This window comes from Nocardioides sp. Iso805N (assembly GCF_000364605.1).
Taxonomy (GTDB): Bacteria; Actinomycetota; Actinomycetes; order Propionibacteriales; family Nocardioidaceae; genus Nocardioides.
The window spans coordinates 418735-434071 of the sequence record NZ_KB822576.1 but is presented as its reverse complement, the minus strand read 5'-3'; the positions used below and the strand labels follow the sequence as shown (position 1 = coordinate 434071).

Annotated in this window: 16 protein-coding genes; 14 read left to right on the top strand and 2 right to left on the bottom strand. The window is 69.5% G+C overall.

The features are described 5' to 3' along the window. Positions 1 to 27 precede the first annotated feature (27 nt). The 11 genes from H036_RS0106390 to H036_RS0106340 all read left to right on the top strand — a co-directional run bounded on the left by H036_RS0106390 (position 28) and on the right by H036_RS0106340 (position 11010). Positions 28 to 819 (top strand): PspA/IM30 family protein, encoded by a 792-nt coding sequence (locus H036_RS0106390; RefSeq protein ID WP_198289902.1) that lies wholly within the window; start codon positions 28 to 30, stop codon positions 817 to 819. Then, complete coding sequence (pspAA, locus tag H036_RS0106385) at positions 816 to 1094, top strand: PspA-associated protein PspAA (protein ID WP_017933954.1); 279 nt, start codon at positions 816 to 818, stop codon at positions 1092 to 1094. The genes H036_RS0106390 and pspAA overlap by 4 nt, the downstream gene beginning before the upstream one ends. 56 nt (positions 1095 to 1150) lie before the next feature. Then, entirely contained in the window at positions 1151 to 2068 is a 918-nt protein-coding gene (gene htpX / locus H036_RS0106380) for a zinc metalloprotease HtpX (protein ID WP_017933953.1), read from the top strand. Further along, the gene (pspAB, locus tag H036_RS0106375; protein WP_017933952.1) at positions 2068 to 2655 is read left to right on the top strand and encodes a PspA-associated protein PspAB; all 588 of its coding nucleotides are present in this window, start codon (positions 2068 to 2070) and stop codon (positions 2653 to 2655) included. Before htpX ends, pspAB begins: the two co-directional genes overlap by 1 nt. 159 nt (positions 2656 to 2814) lie before the next feature. Continuing rightward, on the top strand, positions 2815 to 4032 hold the full coding sequence (locus tag H036_RS0106370; RefSeq protein WP_017933951.1) for an efflux RND transporter periplasmic adaptor subunit: 1218 nt from the start codon (positions 2815 to 2817) through the stop codon (positions 4030 to 4032). Continuing rightward, positions 4029 to 4736, top strand: coding sequence for an ABC transporter ATP-binding protein (locus H036_RS0106365; RefSeq protein WP_017933950.1), 708 nt, complete (start codon positions 4029 to 4031; stop codon positions 4734 to 4736). The genes H036_RS0106370 and H036_RS0106365 overlap by 4 nt, the downstream gene beginning before the upstream one ends. Continuing rightward, positions 4733 to 5962, top strand: a complete 1230-nt coding sequence (locus tag H036_RS0106360; protein ID WP_017933949.1) for an ABC transporter permease — start codon at positions 4733 to 4735, stop codon at positions 5960 to 5962. The genes H036_RS0106365 and H036_RS0106360 overlap by 4 nt, the downstream gene beginning before the upstream one ends. A gap of 10 nt (positions 5963 to 5972) precedes the next feature. Continuing rightward, positions 5973 to 6866, top strand: coding sequence for a DUF5666 domain-containing protein (locus H036_RS0106355; RefSeq protein WP_017933948.1), 894 nt, complete (start codon positions 5973 to 5975; stop codon positions 6864 to 6866). Continuing rightward, entirely contained in the window at positions 6863 to 8722 is a 1860-nt protein-coding gene (locus H036_RS0106350; protein ID WP_026145835.1) for an HlyD family efflux transporter periplasmic adaptor subunit, read from the top strand. Before H036_RS0106355 ends, H036_RS0106350 begins: the two co-directional genes overlap by 4 nt. A 48-nt stretch (positions 8723 to 8770) precedes the next feature. Then, entirely contained in the window at positions 8771 to 9514 is a 744-nt protein-coding gene (locus tag H036_RS0106345) for a response regulator transcription factor (protein WP_017933947.1), read from the top strand. Between the two features lie 47 nt (positions 9515 to 9561). Continuing rightward, on the top strand, positions 9562 to 11010 hold the full coding sequence (locus H036_RS0106340; RefSeq protein WP_017933946.1) for a sensor histidine kinase: 1449 nt from the start codon (positions 9562 to 9564) through the stop codon (positions 11008 to 11010). 77 nt (positions 11011 to 11087) lie between these two features. On the opposite strand, the gene nadA is transcribed toward H036_RS0106340, so the two are convergent. Further along, positions 11088 to 12242, bottom strand: a complete 1155-nt coding sequence (gene nadA / locus H036_RS0106335) for a quinolinate synthase NadA (RefSeq protein WP_017933945.1) — start codon at positions 12240 to 12242, stop codon at positions 11088 to 11090. Between the two features lie 148 nt (positions 12243 to 12390). Here nadA and H036_RS0106330 point away from each other — a divergent pair, with 148 nt between their 5' ends. Together H036_RS0106330 and H036_RS0106325 are read left to right on the top strand one after the other, a co-directional pair. Next, complete coding sequence (locus tag H036_RS0106330; protein WP_017933944.1) at positions 12391 to 13497, top strand: glycerate kinase family protein; 1107 nt, start codon at positions 12391 to 12393, stop codon at positions 13495 to 13497. Between the two features lie 66 nt (positions 13498 to 13563). After that, positions 13564 to 13920: a HesB/IscA family protein gene (locus H036_RS0106325; protein WP_017933943.1), complete on the top strand. Its 357-nt coding sequence runs from the start codon at positions 13564 to 13566 to the stop codon at positions 13918 to 13920. Between the two features lie 90 nt (positions 13921 to 14010). Here H036_RS0106325 and H036_RS0106320 read toward each other — a convergent pair whose 3' ends face one another. After that, positions 14011 to 14241: a hypothetical protein gene (locus H036_RS0106320; RefSeq protein ID WP_017933942.1), complete on the bottom strand. Its 231-nt coding sequence runs from the start codon at positions 14239 to 14241 to the stop codon at positions 14011 to 14013. A gap of 62 nt (positions 14242 to 14303) precedes the next feature. Here H036_RS0106320 and H036_RS0106315 point away from each other — a divergent pair, with 62 nt between their 5' ends. Beyond that, positions 14304 to 15284, top strand: coding sequence for a carbohydrate kinase family protein (locus tag H036_RS0106315; protein ID WP_017933941.1), 981 nt, complete (start codon positions 14304 to 14306; stop codon positions 15282 to 15284). The last annotated feature ends 53 nt before the right edge of the window (positions 15285 to 15337 follow it).

The following is a 15337-nucleotide window of genomic DNA, read 5'->3' as shown; positions in this document are numbered from 1 at the left end:
GGCGTGCAAGAGAGGCAGTCGTCGTCCATGAGTCTGATGAAGCGCATGAGCCTGATCTTCAAGGCGAAGGCGAACAAGGCCCTCGACAAGGCCGAGGACCCGCGCGAGGTGCTGGACTACAGCTACACCAAGCAGCTGGAGCTCCTGACCAACGTGCGCAAGGGCGTCGCCGACGTGGCGACCAGTCGCAAGCGGATCGAGCTGCAGATGAACCAGCTGCAGCAGCAGGCCGACAAGCTCCAGGGTCAGGCGCAGCAGGCGATCAACATGAATCGCGAGGACCTCGCCCGCGAGGCGCTGACCCGCAAGTCGGGCCTGGCGCAGCAGATCACCGACCTGCAGGCCCAGCACGCCAACCTGCAGGGCGAGGAGGAGAAGCTGATCCTCGCCCAGCAGCGGCTCCAGGCGAAGGTGGAGGCCTTCCGCACCAAGAAGGAGACCATCAAGGCGACCTACACCGCGGCCCAGGCGCAGACCAAGATCAACGACGCAGTCGCAGGCATCGGTGAGGAGATGGGCGACATCGGTATGGCCATCCAGCGCGCCGAGGACAAGACCGCCCAGATGCAGGCCCGCGCCGGCGCTGTCGACGAGCTGCTCGCCTCCGGCGCGCTCGACGACCTGACCGCAGAGCCGGGCGACGACATCGGCAAGCAGCTCAACGAGCTCAGCTCGCAGAGCGACGTCGAGCTCGAGCTGGCGAAGCTGAAGGGCCTCGACGCCCCGGCCGCACCGCAGGCGATCGAGCAGGGCCAGGTCGGCTCGGCCGCGCCCATCGACGTACCGGCGACCGAGAGCAAGCCGGAGACGCAGCCGTGATCGTGCGCATCCTCTCCGAGGGACAGTACGACGTCGCCGACGCGGCGCTGGACCGGCTCAACGAGCTCGACGCGCACCTGGAGGCGGCGGTGGCCTCGGGTGACCACGTCGGGTTCCGCGCCGCGCTCGAGGCCTTGCTGGACGGCGTACGCACCGTCGGCGTCCCGCACGCCGAGGACGACTTCATCGAGTCCGACCTGATCCTCCCGCCGGCCGATGCCGCGCTGGAGGAGGTCCGCGAGATGCTCGCGGACGACGGCCTCATCCCCGGCTGAGCGATGGAACCTCCCCGGCGCTGCACTCGTTGAGGCAGGGGAGGAGAGAGACTGAGATGGCACGCACACGCTTCGCACCCGACCGAGGGCTCACCACCCGCATGACGTCGGTGATCTTCCTGCTCGGCGCGGTCTTCGTCGCACTGATCGTGGTGGTGATGCTGATCCTGCCGGCCCAGTGGGCACCGATCATCGTGCTGATCGGGCTCGGCATCGCCTGGTGGCAGTGGTACAACTCCGACAAGGTCGCGATGAAGGCGATGCGTGCCCGGGAGGTCAGCGCGCAGGATGCGCCCGAGCTCTACGGCATGGTGCAGCGGCTTTGCACGCTGGCCGACATGCCGATGCCGCGGGTCGGGGTCGCGGACACGGACATCCCCAATGCCTTCGCGACTGGCCGCTCGCCGGGCCGCGCGGTCGTCGTCGTCACGACCGGCATCATGCGTCGCCTCGACGCGGAGGAGCTGGAGGGGGTGCTCGCGCACGAGCTGTCCCACGTGGCACACCGCGACGTGCTGGTGATGACCGTGGCCTCCAGCGCCGGGATCATCGCCGGCGGTCTGGCGCGCGGGGCCCAGTACGGCGCGCTGTTCGGCGATGACCGCCGCGATCGCAACAACAACGGCGTTCCGGTGTGGCTGCTCGTCCTGATCGTCTCGCTGGTGACCTATGCCATCAGCTTCGTGCTGCTCCGACTTCTCTCCCGCTACCGCGAGCTCGCTGCCGACCGGGCCGGCGCGCAGCTGACCATGAAGCCGCGGGCACTGGCCAGCGCCCTGCAGAAGATCACCGGCGAGATCAACAAGATCCCGCAACAGGACCTGCGCGGGTCCCAGCCGATGAATGCCTTCTTCATCGCGCCGGCCATCAGTGGCGTCTCGCTCTCGACGCTGACCTCGACCCACCCTTCGCTCGAGCAGCGGCTCGCCCAGCTGGCGAAGATCGAGGCCGAGTTGGGCAGGCCGACCTCCTGATGAGCTTCTGGGGAGCTCTCACGGGGCGCAGCAAGCCCAAGCAAGCCAATCTCGATGCACTCTTCGGCATACCGTCCGCGGCACTGACGTTGCAGAGCGCGCTCGGATTCGTGCCCACCGGCGACGGAGCCGTCTGCTATCGGGCCGCGGCCGGCGCGGGATTCGCCGACGCGCAGCAAGACCTGGTCGCGCTGCTCGCGCAGGGGGAGGGAGCCCCCAAGGTGAGCACCCAATCCGACGATTATGGCTTCACGTGGCTGCTGGTGGACAACGAGCCCCTCGACCCGCAGGCGCCGGACCTGACCTCGCTGTGCACCGACCTGCACGCCGTCAACACCACCCTGGAGCAGGACGGCTTCGGCCCCGGCTTGCTGTGTTCGCTGGTGCCGTTCACCGACTCGGCGAGCCGGACCGTGGCGCTGGTCTACCTCTACAAGCAGGGCACCTTCTACCCCTTCGCGCCGACCGGTGCGAACAGTCGTGACAACCTGCTCGAGATCCAGATCCGGGACACCCTGAAGAACGAGTTGCCGCTCGAGGCCGACCTCTCCCGCTGGATGGCCCTGTGGAGTGCTCCAGGGCTGTGAGATAGCCCTCTGACCAGGCCGAAAGTCCCTGGTCAGCACGGCCGGCAACGAGATTCTGTGAAGAGGTCACAGAATCGTCTTTGCGTTGCTCATGGGTTTCTTTCAGGCATCGCCGCGAGGCTCTTGACGTCAATTCGGACGTGAAGAGGTGGCGTTGCAGTGAAGCGCAGGTTGAGGCGACCCGGGAAGCGGGGCTGGCTGGCGCTCGTCGCCGTCCTCGTCGTGGTCGGCGGTATCGGTACGTGGCTGTTGACCCGGGATGACGGGGCCGGCGCTACGCAGGCACTCACCGCCACTGCCTCATCCGGGACCGTCAAGCAGAGCGTGAGCGCGTCGGGGACGATCGAGCCGGCCAAGACCGCCGATCTCGACTTCGGTGTCTCGGGCACGGTGACCAAGGTGTACGTCGCGGCTGGCGACACGGTGTCCAAGGGTCAGGCGATCGCGAAGGTCGATGATGCGGCGTTGGTTGCTGCTCGTACTGCGGCGCAGGCTTCTTATGCCGCGGCGGTGACTCAGCACACCGACGATATCGATGCGGATGCTTCGGCGGTCCAGCTTGCTGCGGACCAGACCGCTGTGCTGTCGGCGGAGTCGGATCTGGAGTCGGCGAAGCAGGATGTGACCGATGCGGTGCTGCGTTCGACGATCAATGGCACCGTCGCCTCGATCGATCTGGCTGTCGGTGACGTGGTGAGCGGCTCCGGCTCGGGCAACAGCGGCTCGAGCGGCGCGAGCAACTCCATGTCGAACGCTGCCAGCTCCAGCACGTCGAGCACCAGTGCTGTCACGGTGACCTCGACCAACAAGTACATCGTGGATGCGACGGTCTCGGCCGATGAGGCGACCCAGGTGAAGAAGGGGATGCAGGCCACGATCACCGCGACCGGCAGCACCGCCACCATCTATGGCACCGTCGCCTCGGTCGGCCTGGTCGCCCAGACCAGCGACAGCGGCGCGGCGGTCTTCCCCGTCACGATCGACCTCACCGGTGCGCAGAAGGGTATCTACGCCGGCACGAGTGCGACCGCCTCGATCATCGTCAAGCAGGTCGACAACGTCCTGACGGTGAGCAGCCGGGCGATCCAGTCCTCGGGCAGCAGCACGTACGTGATGAAGGTGGTCAACGGGAAGGCGGTCAAGACGCCGGTCAAGATCGGCACCGTCTACGGCGTTAGCACCCAGATCGTCTCCGGACTCTCCAGCGGCGACACCGTCCAGATCCCCGGCATCACTCTGCCGAGCGGCACTGGTAGCGGGACCACCCGGCGTAACGGCACCGGTGGCGGCTTCACAGGTGGCGGCGGCTTCACCGGCGGCGGCACCGGCACGTTCCCGGGCGGCGGCGCGGGCGGCTTCCCGGGTGGCGGGCAGTGAGCCGGCTGATCGTTCCCGAGCCGGTGGTGGAGCTGGCGGGGATTCGCAAGATGTATCGCAGTGGCAGCATCGAGTTCGAGGCGCTGCGCGGGGTGGATATCACCATCAACCAGGGCGAGTACGTCGCGGTGATCGGTCCGTCCGGTTCCGGGAAGTCCACGTTGATGAACATCCTGGGTTGCTTGGACAACCCGTCCGACGGCACCTACCTGTTGGGTGGTGAGGATGTCTCGACGATGTCGGAGGCGCAGCTGGCGCATGTGCGCAATCGTCGGATCGGGTTCGTGTTCCAGCAGTTCAACCTGCTCACGTCGTTGCCGGCGTGGCGCAATGTCGAGCTCCCGCTGATCTATGCCGGGATCGGGCGTGCGGAGCGGCGCGAGCGCTCGATCCGTGCCTTGGAGCGGGTCGGTCTGGGCGATCGGGTGGAGAACCGTCCCGGTGAGTTGTCCGGTGGTCAGCAGCAGCGGGTGGCTGTCGCCCGCGCGCTGGTGAGCGAGCCGGACATCATCTTGGCCGATGAGCCGACCGGGAACCTGGACTCGGTCTCGACCGAGGCGGTCTTGGGCCTGCTCGATGAGCTGCACCACAGCGGTCGCACGATCGTGTTGATCACCCACGAGCACGAGGTCGCGGCCCGCGCGCAGCGCAACCTGGTGATCCGTGATGGGCAGATCACCTCTGACGAGCTGGTGGCGGCATGAACTGGCTCGAGACGTTCCGCTCTGCGGTGGATGCGGTGCGGGCGCATCGGATGCGCAGCATCTTGACGATGCTCGGCATCGTGATCGGCATCTCCTCGGTGATCCTCACCGTCGGGTTCGGTCAGGGGGCCCAGGACAAGGTCAAGGACCAGATCAGTGCGTTGGGCTCCAACTTGTTGATCGTCTCCCCGGGCAGCACCACCAGCTCCAGTGGTGTGCGGGGCGGCTTCGGGTCGGCCTCCACGCTGACCCTGCAGGACGCGGAGGCGATCGCGGACAAGACCGTGGCCCCGGACGTGAAGAACGTTGCGGCGCAGACCTCCACCAGCGCTGAGCTGGTCAACGGCACCACCAACTGGACCACCTCGATCGTGGGCACCACCACGAGCTGGCCCGAGGTCCGCAAGCGGAGCTTGTCGGCGGGGCGGTTCTTCAACGAGGACGAGGTCACCAGCGCTGCCCACGTGGTGGTGCTGGGTGCTGATACGGCCAGCGAGCTGTTCTCCGGTCCGGTCAGCCCGGTGGGGCAGTCCGTGACGGTCGATGGCACCCAGATGACGGTCATCGGCGTGCTGGCCTCCAGCGGCTCCTCCTCCTCGGGGACCAGCGAGGACGACCAGGCGGTGACGCCGATGACCACCGCGAAGCGTCTCACCGGCTCGACCAACGCCTCGGTCTCCACGATCTATGTCCAGGCCCAAAGCGGCGACGCGCTCTCGGCGGCCTATCAGGAGATCGATGGGTTGTTGACCAACCTGCACGGTGTCAGCGCGAGCACGGCCGACTTCTCGATCTCCTCCCAGCAGTCGCTGGTGGCGACCGCGAACTCGACCAACAAGACCCTGACGGTGCTGTTGACCGGGATCGCGGGGATCTCGCTGCTGGTCGGTGGGATCGGGGTCATGAACATCATGCTGGTCTCGGTCACCGAGCGGATCCGCGAGATCGGGCTGCGCAAGGCCCTGGGGGCTGCGCCGCGGGTGATCCGGCGCCAGTTCCTGGTGGAGGCCTCGTTACTCGGTCTGGCCGGCGGCATCATCGGCGTGATCATCGCGGTGGTCGGGGCCGCGGTCCTGCCGAGCCTGATCAACCAGCCGGTCTCGCTCTCGCTGGTGGCCACCGCCGGCGCGATCGGCACCTCACTCATCCTCGGCATCGGCTTCGGGGTCTACCCCGCCAGCCGCGCCGCCCGTCTGACCCCCATCGACGCTCTGCGTTCGGAATAAGGAGCCTGCCATGTCTCGTCGTCCCCTCTTCGCCGTCGCCACCGCCGCGATCGCTCTCCTCTCACTCACCGCTTGCGGCAGCTCGTCCTCCGACAGCGCCTCCGACAGCGGCTCCGCGCCCTCGGCCCAGGCCAGCGCCGCAGCCAACGGCTCCGGCCAGGACAACGCCCGGGATCGTACGCCGGGAGCATCGGGCCAGATCGCTGCCAAGGACGGCTCCACGCTGCAGGTGCAGAACCAGACCGACGGTCAGGTCGCCGTCACCTACACCGCCAAGACCGCCATCAGCGCCCAGGTCGCCGCCGCGCTGAGCGCGGTCAAGGTCGGCAGCTGCGTCACCGTCACCCCGGTCACCGACACCTCGGGGCCCTCCGGCTCCTCCTCCGGATCCCGCTCGAACACGGCGGTGACCGCCGCGTCCGTGCGGGTCACCGCTGCCGTCAACGGTGAGTGCACCGGCGGCTTCGGAGGCGGTGGATTCGGCGGCGGTACCCGGCCGAGCGGCATGCCCACCAGCAGGCCGAGCAACTTCCCCAGCCGCGGTGCCAGCGGCTTCCCGGGCGGCGGTCGCGGGTTCGGCGGCGCCAACGGCAAGGTCACCGCCGTCTCCGGCACCGGCTTCACCGTGGCATCCAGCTTCCCCGGCGCCAGCGCGAGCAGCAGCATCGCCGTCACCGTGAGCGGATCGACGACGTACACCGCCACCAAGACCTCCGACGCCTCCGCGCTGAAGGTGGGCAAGTGCGTGGTCGCCGTCGGTCAGTCCGATGACACCGGCGCGGTCGCCGCCACCCGGCTGACGGTCAGCGATCCGGTCGACGGCGCCTGCAGCACCGGCTTCGGTGGTCGCGGACAGGGCGCCGGCGGTCAGGGTGCGGGCTCCAACCAGGGCGGCGCGGCGTGAGCCGTTGGCGCACTCGGGCCGTCCGGGTCGGTGCCGGCGTCGCGATCGTCGCCGTCCTCGTCGGCGGTGGGGTCGCAGCGTACGCCGAGCACGGCAGCGGGAGTGACCACTACCGGACCGCGAAGGCGGCCCTCGGCGACGTCGAGCAGACGCTCGCACTGTCGGGCACCGTCGACCCCTCCGGGCGCTCGGACCTCTCCTTCGCTTCGTCCGGCACGATCGCCACGTTGAAGGTCGCCGTCGGCGACAAGGTGACCAAGGGCGAGCTGCTCGCCCGGCTCGACACCACCAGCCTCAAGACCGCAGTCACCAAGGCCGACGCCCAGCTCGCCTCGGCACGTGATCAGCTGGCGAAGGACGAGGACGCCCAGGCTGACGAGACCACCAGCTCGACGTCCGGCTCGACGTCCGGCTCGACGTCGGGCTCGTCCGGCTCGTCGTCGTCTGGTGCCGGCTCGACCAAGTCCACCACCTCGGACCAAGGCTCGACACACTCGACCGGCTCCGGCTCGACCAGCTCATCGGGGAGCTCCTCGGCAGCGCTGACCAAAGCACTGGCCCAGCTGGCCGCCCAGCAGAAGGCCGTCGAGGTGGCCCAGACCGCTGTCGACACGGCCATCGCGGCCGCCAAGGACGCGACCGACCAGGAGACCACGGCCTGCGCGAGCTCGGACTCCTCCTCCGCCGACCCCTCCAGCACCGCCTCACCGTCGGCAAGTGCCAGCACGGGCGCCGGGAGCGACGCCTGCGGGGCGGCGATCGACGCGGTCCAGAGCGCCCAGCAGAAGGTGGCCGACGCCGAGTACAGCGGCTCCGGCAACCTGAGGGACGCCCTCGCGACGCTGTCGACCACGCTGGGCAACGCAGCGAAGGTGGCTGGCACGTCGACAGGCACGTCCACCGGTACGGGTTCGACGGGGTCCGGCTCCACCGGATCGGGCTCCACCGGATCGGGCTCCACCGGATCGGGCTCCACCGGATCGGGCTCCACGTCCAAGAGCTCCCAGGGCTCGAACAAGTCGGCGTCCTCCGTCTCGGGTGCCGCCTCGTCCGCCTCGTCGGGGTCTGCGACCTCGACGTCCCGCTCGGGTAGCTCGGGTAGCTCGGGCAGCTACGTCGGCAGCCAGACGGTCACCGCCGCCACTCTGGCCAAGGACCAGGCCTCGATCGACTCGGCCAAGGCCACCCTGATCACCGCCAGCCAGGCACTGACCGGTGCCACCATCAAGGCTCCGGCCAGCGGCACCGTCGGCCAGCTGTCGGTCGGCAAGGGTGACTCGGCCAGCGCGGGCAGCACGGCGATGGTGGTGATCGCGCCGGGGACGACCACCGTCGAGCTCAGCCTGAGCAGCACTCAGGTCGCCCAGCTCAAGGTCGGCCAGAAGGCCGAGGTGACGCCCGCTGGCGCGAGTGAGGCCTACGCCGGCAGCGTGACCCGCATCGGTCAGGTGCCGACGACGAGCACCACCGGGTCCTCGACCTACCCGGTGACGGTCACGCTCGACGAGAAGGGCCTCAACGTGCTGGCAGGCGCGACCGCGTCGGTCGGCATCGTGCTCGGGTCGGCGACCGACGTCCTCACGGTCCCGACATCTGCCGTATCCAACGGCTCCGTGGAGGTGTACGCCGACGGCGAGGTCAGCCGTGTCCGCGTCACCACCGGTCTGGTCGGTCGCACCCGCACGGTCGTGAGCAGCGGTCTCAAGGCCGGCCAGGAGATCGTCCTGGCCGACATGTCCACCGCTCTGCCGACCAGCGGCTCGACCACCACCAACCGCACGTTCGGCGGCGGCACCGGCGGCGGGTTCACCGGCGGCGGCTTCAGCGGGGGAGCAGGATTCGCGGGCCGAGGCTGACAACAGGCGCACAGGTTCCCCACAGACTGGTGCGGGAACCTGTGCGCTATGACGTCTGCTGCGCCTGAGCTCACCAGGCCCGACGGGTCGCCGCTGCGAGTCCTCGTGGTGGACGACGAGATCAATATCGCTGAGCTGATCATGATGGCGCTGCGCTACGAGGGCTTCCAGGTCAGCTCGGCCCACACCGGTGCCGATGCCGTCCAGACGGCTCGCGGTTTCGAGCCCGATGCGATCGTGCTCGACATCATGCTGCCCGACATCGACGGCCTCGAGGTGCTTCGTCGGGTCCGCCGCGACGACCCCGACGTACCCGTCGTCTTCCTGACCGCCCGCGACGCGGTCGAGGACCGGATCGCCGGCCTGACGGCGGGTGGCGACGACTACGTCACCAAGCCGTTCTCGCTCGAGGAGGTCGTCGCTCGGCTGCGGGCGCTGATGCGTCGGGCCGGCGCGCACCGCGCCGACGCCCGCTCGGTGCTCAGCGTCGGTGACCTGGAGCTGGATGAGGACAGCCGTGAGGTTTTCCGTGGCGGTGACGAGATCAGTCTGACCGCCACGGAGTTCGAGCTGCTCCGCTACCTGATGCGCAACCAGCGCCGGGTGGTGAGCAAGGCGCAGATCCTCGACCGGGTCTGGAACTACGACTTCGGCGGCCAGGCCAACGTCGTGGAGCTCTACATCTCCTACCTGCGCAAGAAGATCGACGTGGGCCGTGCGCCGATGATCCACACCATGCGGGGCGCCGGCTACGTCCTGAAGCCCGCGCAGCAGACCGAGCAGGCAGACTGAGCCGCGCACCGGTCCTCGCCAGGACCGACAGTCCGACAGGGGAAGCCGTGTCCACGCTCCACGCGGCCGAGGAGTCGCCCCGGCGCTGGGTCTCACTGACCTCCAGGCTGGTGATCACGGCCGTGGCGCTGGTCGCCGTCGTCTGCGTGCTGACCGTCACCCTGACCACGCTGGCGATGCGGTCCTCGCTGATGGACCGGCTCGACGAGGACGTGAAGCACCTCCCTGCCCGGGTCAGCGCACCCGACACCCACAATCGCGGTCCCGGCACGCTGCTCGCCCTGGTCCCGCTCGACGCCCGCTCCCAGGTGGAGGGCGGCGTGCTCACCGACGTGTCGGGGCAGTATCGAGGGCTTTCCGACACCGCGACCGCAGCACTCCTGGGCGTTCCTCGTGACGGTCGGATCCACAGCGTTCGGCTGCCCGGCTTCGGCAGTTACCGAGTGATCGCACGTAGTGGGCAGGTGATCGGGGAGACCGGCTCGGTGGTGATGGTGACGGGGCTGCCGACCTCCGTCGTCGATTCCACGATCCACAACCTGATTGGTTGGGAGGCGCTGCTCACCCTGCTCGGGGTCAGCATCGCGGCCGGCGTGGGTGTCGTCGTCGTACGCCGTCAGCTCCGGCCGCTGCGCGAGGTCGCGGGCACGGCGCACGCGGTGGCGGCGTTGCCGCTGGCCTCCGGCGCGATCCACGTGACGGCGCGCGTGCCGGACCATCTGACCGACGAGGCGACCGAGGTCGGTCAGGTCGGTGCTGCTCTCAACACCCTGATCCAGCACGTCGAGGCTTCGCTGCGGGCACGACATCGCAGCGAGCAGCAGGTGCGACAGTTCGTCGCCGACGCGTCGCACGAGCTCCGGACGCCGCTGACCACGATCCGCGGCTACACCGAGTTGGCACAGCGCCGGCCCGGCGACGAGCAGGCCACCAAGACCGCGCTAGCCAAGGTGGAGGAGGAGTCGGTCCGGATGTCGGCGCTGGTCGAGGATCTGCTGCTCCTCGCGCGGCTGGATTCGGGCCGTGCGCTCGAGCGTCAGCCGGTCGACCTGACCCAGCTGCTGCTCGAGGCGGTCTCCGATGCCCGGGTGATCTCGCCCCAGCACCACTGGCGAGTGGTGCTCCCGGCCGAGAGCGATCTGGAGGACCCTGCGCCGGTGCTGGTGGTGGGGGACCGGCTCCGGTTGCACCAGGTGATCACCAATCTGCTGACCAACGCCCGCAAGTACACCCCGACGGGGACGACCATCACCGTGGCGGTGCGGCCTGGCGGGTTCAGCGTGCACGACGACGGCCCCGGCTTTCCGCCGGACCTGGTCGACCACGCCTTCGAGCGGTTCAGCCGTGGCGACCAGTCCCGCCACCGTGAGCACCGCGATGGCGGAGCGGGCCTCGGGTTGTCGCTGGTCCAGGCCATCGTCACCTCGCACGGCGGCTCGGTCGCGCTGGACTCACGTCCTGGGAGTACGACGATCAGCGTGGTGCTGCTCGCCTGAGCGCGCCTGCCGCGCTGCGCGGCTGCTGGGAGCGTCTGCGCGGCTCCGGGATGGCCGTACGAGCGTGGGAGGGGCGCTTACTTGCCGGGAAGGTCCAGCATCCGCTGCAGGGCGACGGTGGCCTCGGCCTGGGTCTGGGGGTCCACCTCGATCTTGTTGACCACGGTGCCCTCGACGAGCGACTCCAGTGCCCAGACGAGGTGGGGCAGGTCGATCCGGTTCATCGTGGAGCAGTAGCAGACCGTGCGGTCGAGGAAGACGATGCGCTTGTCGGGGTGGGCGTTGGCCAGGCGCTGCACGAGGTTGAGCTCGGTGCCGATGGCCCAGGCTGAACCAGCCGGGGCCTCGGCGATCGTCTTGATGATGAACTCGGTCGAGCCGACCAGATCAGCCTTCAGGACCACCTCGTGCTGGCACTCGGGGTGGACCAGGATCTGGACGCCCGGGATCTCGGCGCGCAGCTCGTCGACGGTATCGGGCGAGAAGCGGCCGTGCACGGAGCAGTGGCCCTGCCACAGGATCATGGTCGCGTCCTGGAGCTGCTCGGCCGTGAGGCCGCCGTTCGCGAGCCGCGGGTTCCAGACGACGTTCTTCTCAAGCGGGATGCCGAGCTTGAGCACGGCGGTGTTGCGGCCGAGGTGCTGGTCGGGCAGGAACATCACCTTCGAGCCGCGCTCGAAGGCCCACTCGAGCACTGTCTCGGCGTTGCTCGACGTACACACGACGCCGCCGTGGCGTCCGCAGAAGGCCTTGATGTCGGCCGAGCTGTTCATGTAGGTCACCGGCACGACCTGATCGGCGATGCCGGCGGCCTCCAGGGCCTCCCAGGCGCTCTCGACCTGCTGAAGGCGGGCCATGTCGGCCATCGAGCAGCCAGCGGCGAGGTCGGGCAGCACGACCTGCTGCTCGTCGGTGGTGAGGATGTCAGCGGACTCGGCCATGAAGTGCACGCCGCAGAAGACGATGTACTCCGCATCCGGGCGCGCTGCCGCGTCGCGCGCGAGCTTGAAGGAGTCACCGGTCACGTCGGCGAACTGGATGACCTCGTCGCGCTGGTAGTGGTGCCCCAGGACGAACACCCGCTCGCCGAGCTTCTCCTTCGCCGCCCGCGCGCGGGCGACCAGGTCAGGGTCGGACGCCGGCGGCAGGTCGCCGGGGCAGTCCACGCCGCGCTCGGAGTTGGGGTCGACGCCGCGGCCGAGCGGCAGCAGCGGGAGGTCCACGGTGGTCATGAGCCCATTCTATTTCCTCCGCATGGGGGCCGGCTCGGGGAGTCCACGGAAGTCAGGCCACGAGCCCCGTCGACACGCGGCGCCGGCCGGGTGGACGCGGACCTCGTGCGCGCGGCAACGGCTTCCGCCGGGCCCTAGGGTGAGCGCCATGCGGATCCTGATCGCGCCGGACAAGTACGCCGGGACCCTCGCCGCAGCCGAGGCGACGGAGGCGATCGCCGCAGGGTGGCGCCGTACTGCTCCCGAGGACGAGCTCGATCTGCTTCCGCTCTCGGATGGTGGACCGGGGTTCGTCGACGCTCTGCACGCGGCGCTAGGCGGCGAGCTGGTGCTCGCCTCGGTGCCCGGTCTGGACACGGCCGAGGCCGAGCCGGCCACCCTCCTGCGGGTGGGAGGGACCGCCTACGTGGAGGCGGCTCAGGTGCTGGGCCGACTCGGACCGCCCCACGGCGCCACGACCGCCGCCGAGCGTCGTTCGTCCCTCCCACTGGGGCATCTGATCCGCCTTGCCGTGGAGGGCGGAGCCACCCGGATCGTGGTCGGGGTGGGCGGCACGCAGACCAACGACGGCGGCGCCGGACTGCTCGCCGCGCTGGGGGCGAAGGCGGAGGGCGGCGTCCTGGACAGCGGCTACGGGCCGCTCGCCGGGCTGGCTGCCGTCGACCTGGAGCCGGCGCGCCGGCTGCTGGCCGGGGTGGAGCTGCTGGCGGCCACCGATGTCGACAACCCCTTGACCGGCCTGTTCGGCGCCTCGAAGGTCTTCGGCCCGCAGAAGGGGCTCACCGAGGAGATGCAGCTCAGTGCTGATGCTGCCCTCCAGCATCTGGCCGAGCTGACCGATCGCGTCACCGCGACGTTGCCGGGCGCCGGGGCCGGCGGAGGCGTCGGGTTCGCGCTGCTGCTGGCGGGCGGCACCCGCCGACCGGGCCTTGCACTCGTGGCTGAGGCGGTCGGGTTGAAGGAGCGGATCGAGCGTGCCGATCTGGTCCTCACCGGCGAGGGCGCCTTCGATGCCTCGAGCCGGGGCGGCAAGGTGCCGGTGGGCGTGGCGAGGTTGGCGGGGGAGCGGGCCCGCCCGTGCGTGGTCCTGGCCGGCCGGGTCGGCATGGGGGCACGGGAGCACCGTGCGCTCGGCGTGGAGTCCGCCTACTCCGTCGTCGACCTCGTCGGGGAGGACCGGGCGATGAAGGATCCGAGGTCCGCCCTGGCCGATCTCGCCGAGCGGGTCGCGCGAACCTGGAGCGGGGCGGAATAACCGAGCATGTGCGACGATTGAGACCAAGGACAGACTCCGCACCCCAGAATCGCAGGGAGCATCAGCATGACCGAGCAGGTTCAGTTCGAGCACCGGACGGACAGCATCAACCTCAGCCCCGTCGCCTCCGCGAAGGTGAAGAGCCTCCTCGAGCAGGAGGGTCGCGACGACCTCAACCTGCGGATCTCGGTGCAGCCGGGTGGCTGCTCGGGTCTGCGCTACCAGCTCTTCTTCGACGAGCGCAGCCTCGACGGCGACGTGCTGACCGACTTCGACGGCGTGGGCGTCGTCGTCGACCGGATGAGCGTCCCCTACCTCAACGGCGCGACCATCGACTTCGTGGACACGATCGAGAAGCAGGGCTTCACGATCGACAACCCGAACGCGACCGGTTCCTGCGCCTGCGGCGACAGCTTCCACTGATCTGAGACGCCCGGCACGCACCGGGCGCCTCAGGCACCACGAAGGGCCCCTGCCTCGGCAGGGGCCCTTCGTGCATCCGTACGGCGCAGGTCAGTCCAGGTCGAGACCGAGCACACCAGAGAGCCGGTGCGCGGCGGCGAGCATGTCGATGTCCTGCTTCGGCAGACCCTGCGGGTGCTCCTCGAACCGGATGCTCGGGGAGGGTCGCAGGGCGTTGCGGGTGACGCTCGTGAGCGCAAGGCGGCGCTCCGTCTCGCGGCAGTCTGCGCGCAGCTCCGCGGGCGTGGCGGGGTCGTCGTAGGCGGTGAGGCTGGAGGTCATGCTTCGACGCTATGGGCTACCGCGGAGTACCTCCAGGAGTACCGCTGGGTAGTGTTCCGCGCATGGGTTCACTCCTCATTGCCGGTTCCATCGCCACCGACCACCTGATGACGTTCAAGGGCAAGTTCTCCGACTCCCTCGTGGTCGAACAGCTGGACAAGCTCTCGGTGAGCTTCTTGGTCGACGACCTGGAGATCCGCCGCGGCGGCGTGGCCCCGAACATGTGCTTCGGCCTGGGCCGACTCGGCCTGCGCCCGGTCCTGGTCGGTGCGGCCGGTGAGGACTTCGCCGATTACCGCTCCTGGCTGGAGCGGCACGGCGTCGACTGCGACCACGTGCGCATCTCCGACGCCAAGCACACGGCGCGGTTCGTGTGCACCACCGACGAGACCCACGCGCAGTTCGCCAGCTTCTACCCGGGTGCGATGGCCGAGGCCCGGCTGATCGAGCTCGGCCCGATCGTTGCCTCCGTCGGCGAGCCCGACTACGTCCTGGTCGGCGCCGACGACCCGGACGGCATGTTGCGCCACACCGAGGAGTGCCGCCAGCGCGGCTACCGCTTCATCGCCGACCCGAGCCAGCAGCTCGCGTTCGGCAGCGGCGAGCTGATCCGCCAGCTCATCGACGGTGCGACGGTGCTGTTCTCCAACGAGTACGAGTCGCACATGATCGAGCAGAAGACCGGCTGGTCGGCCGAGGACATCCTCGACCGGGTCGGCACGCAGGTGACCACGCTCGGCGCCGAAGGGGTGCGGATCACCCGCAAGGGCGAGGCTCCGATCGTGTTGCCCGCCGCCCAGGGTGTCGTCGCCGTCGAGCCGACGGGCGTCGGTGACGCGTTCCGGGCCGGCTTCCTGGCCGCGACGGCGTGGGGTGTCTCGCTGGAGCGCGCCGCCCAGGTCGGCTGCGTCCTGGCCGCCTATGTCGTGGAGACGGTCGGCACCCAGGAGTACAGCTTCACCGGCGCGGAGTTCCTGGCTCGGCTCGAGGGCTCGTACGGCGCTGACGCCTCCGCCGACGTCGCCAAGCACCTGCCGAGCTGAGGGTCGCGGGGCCGAATCGCCCCCGGTCTGACCATGAGGTGGCGCTCACCTGA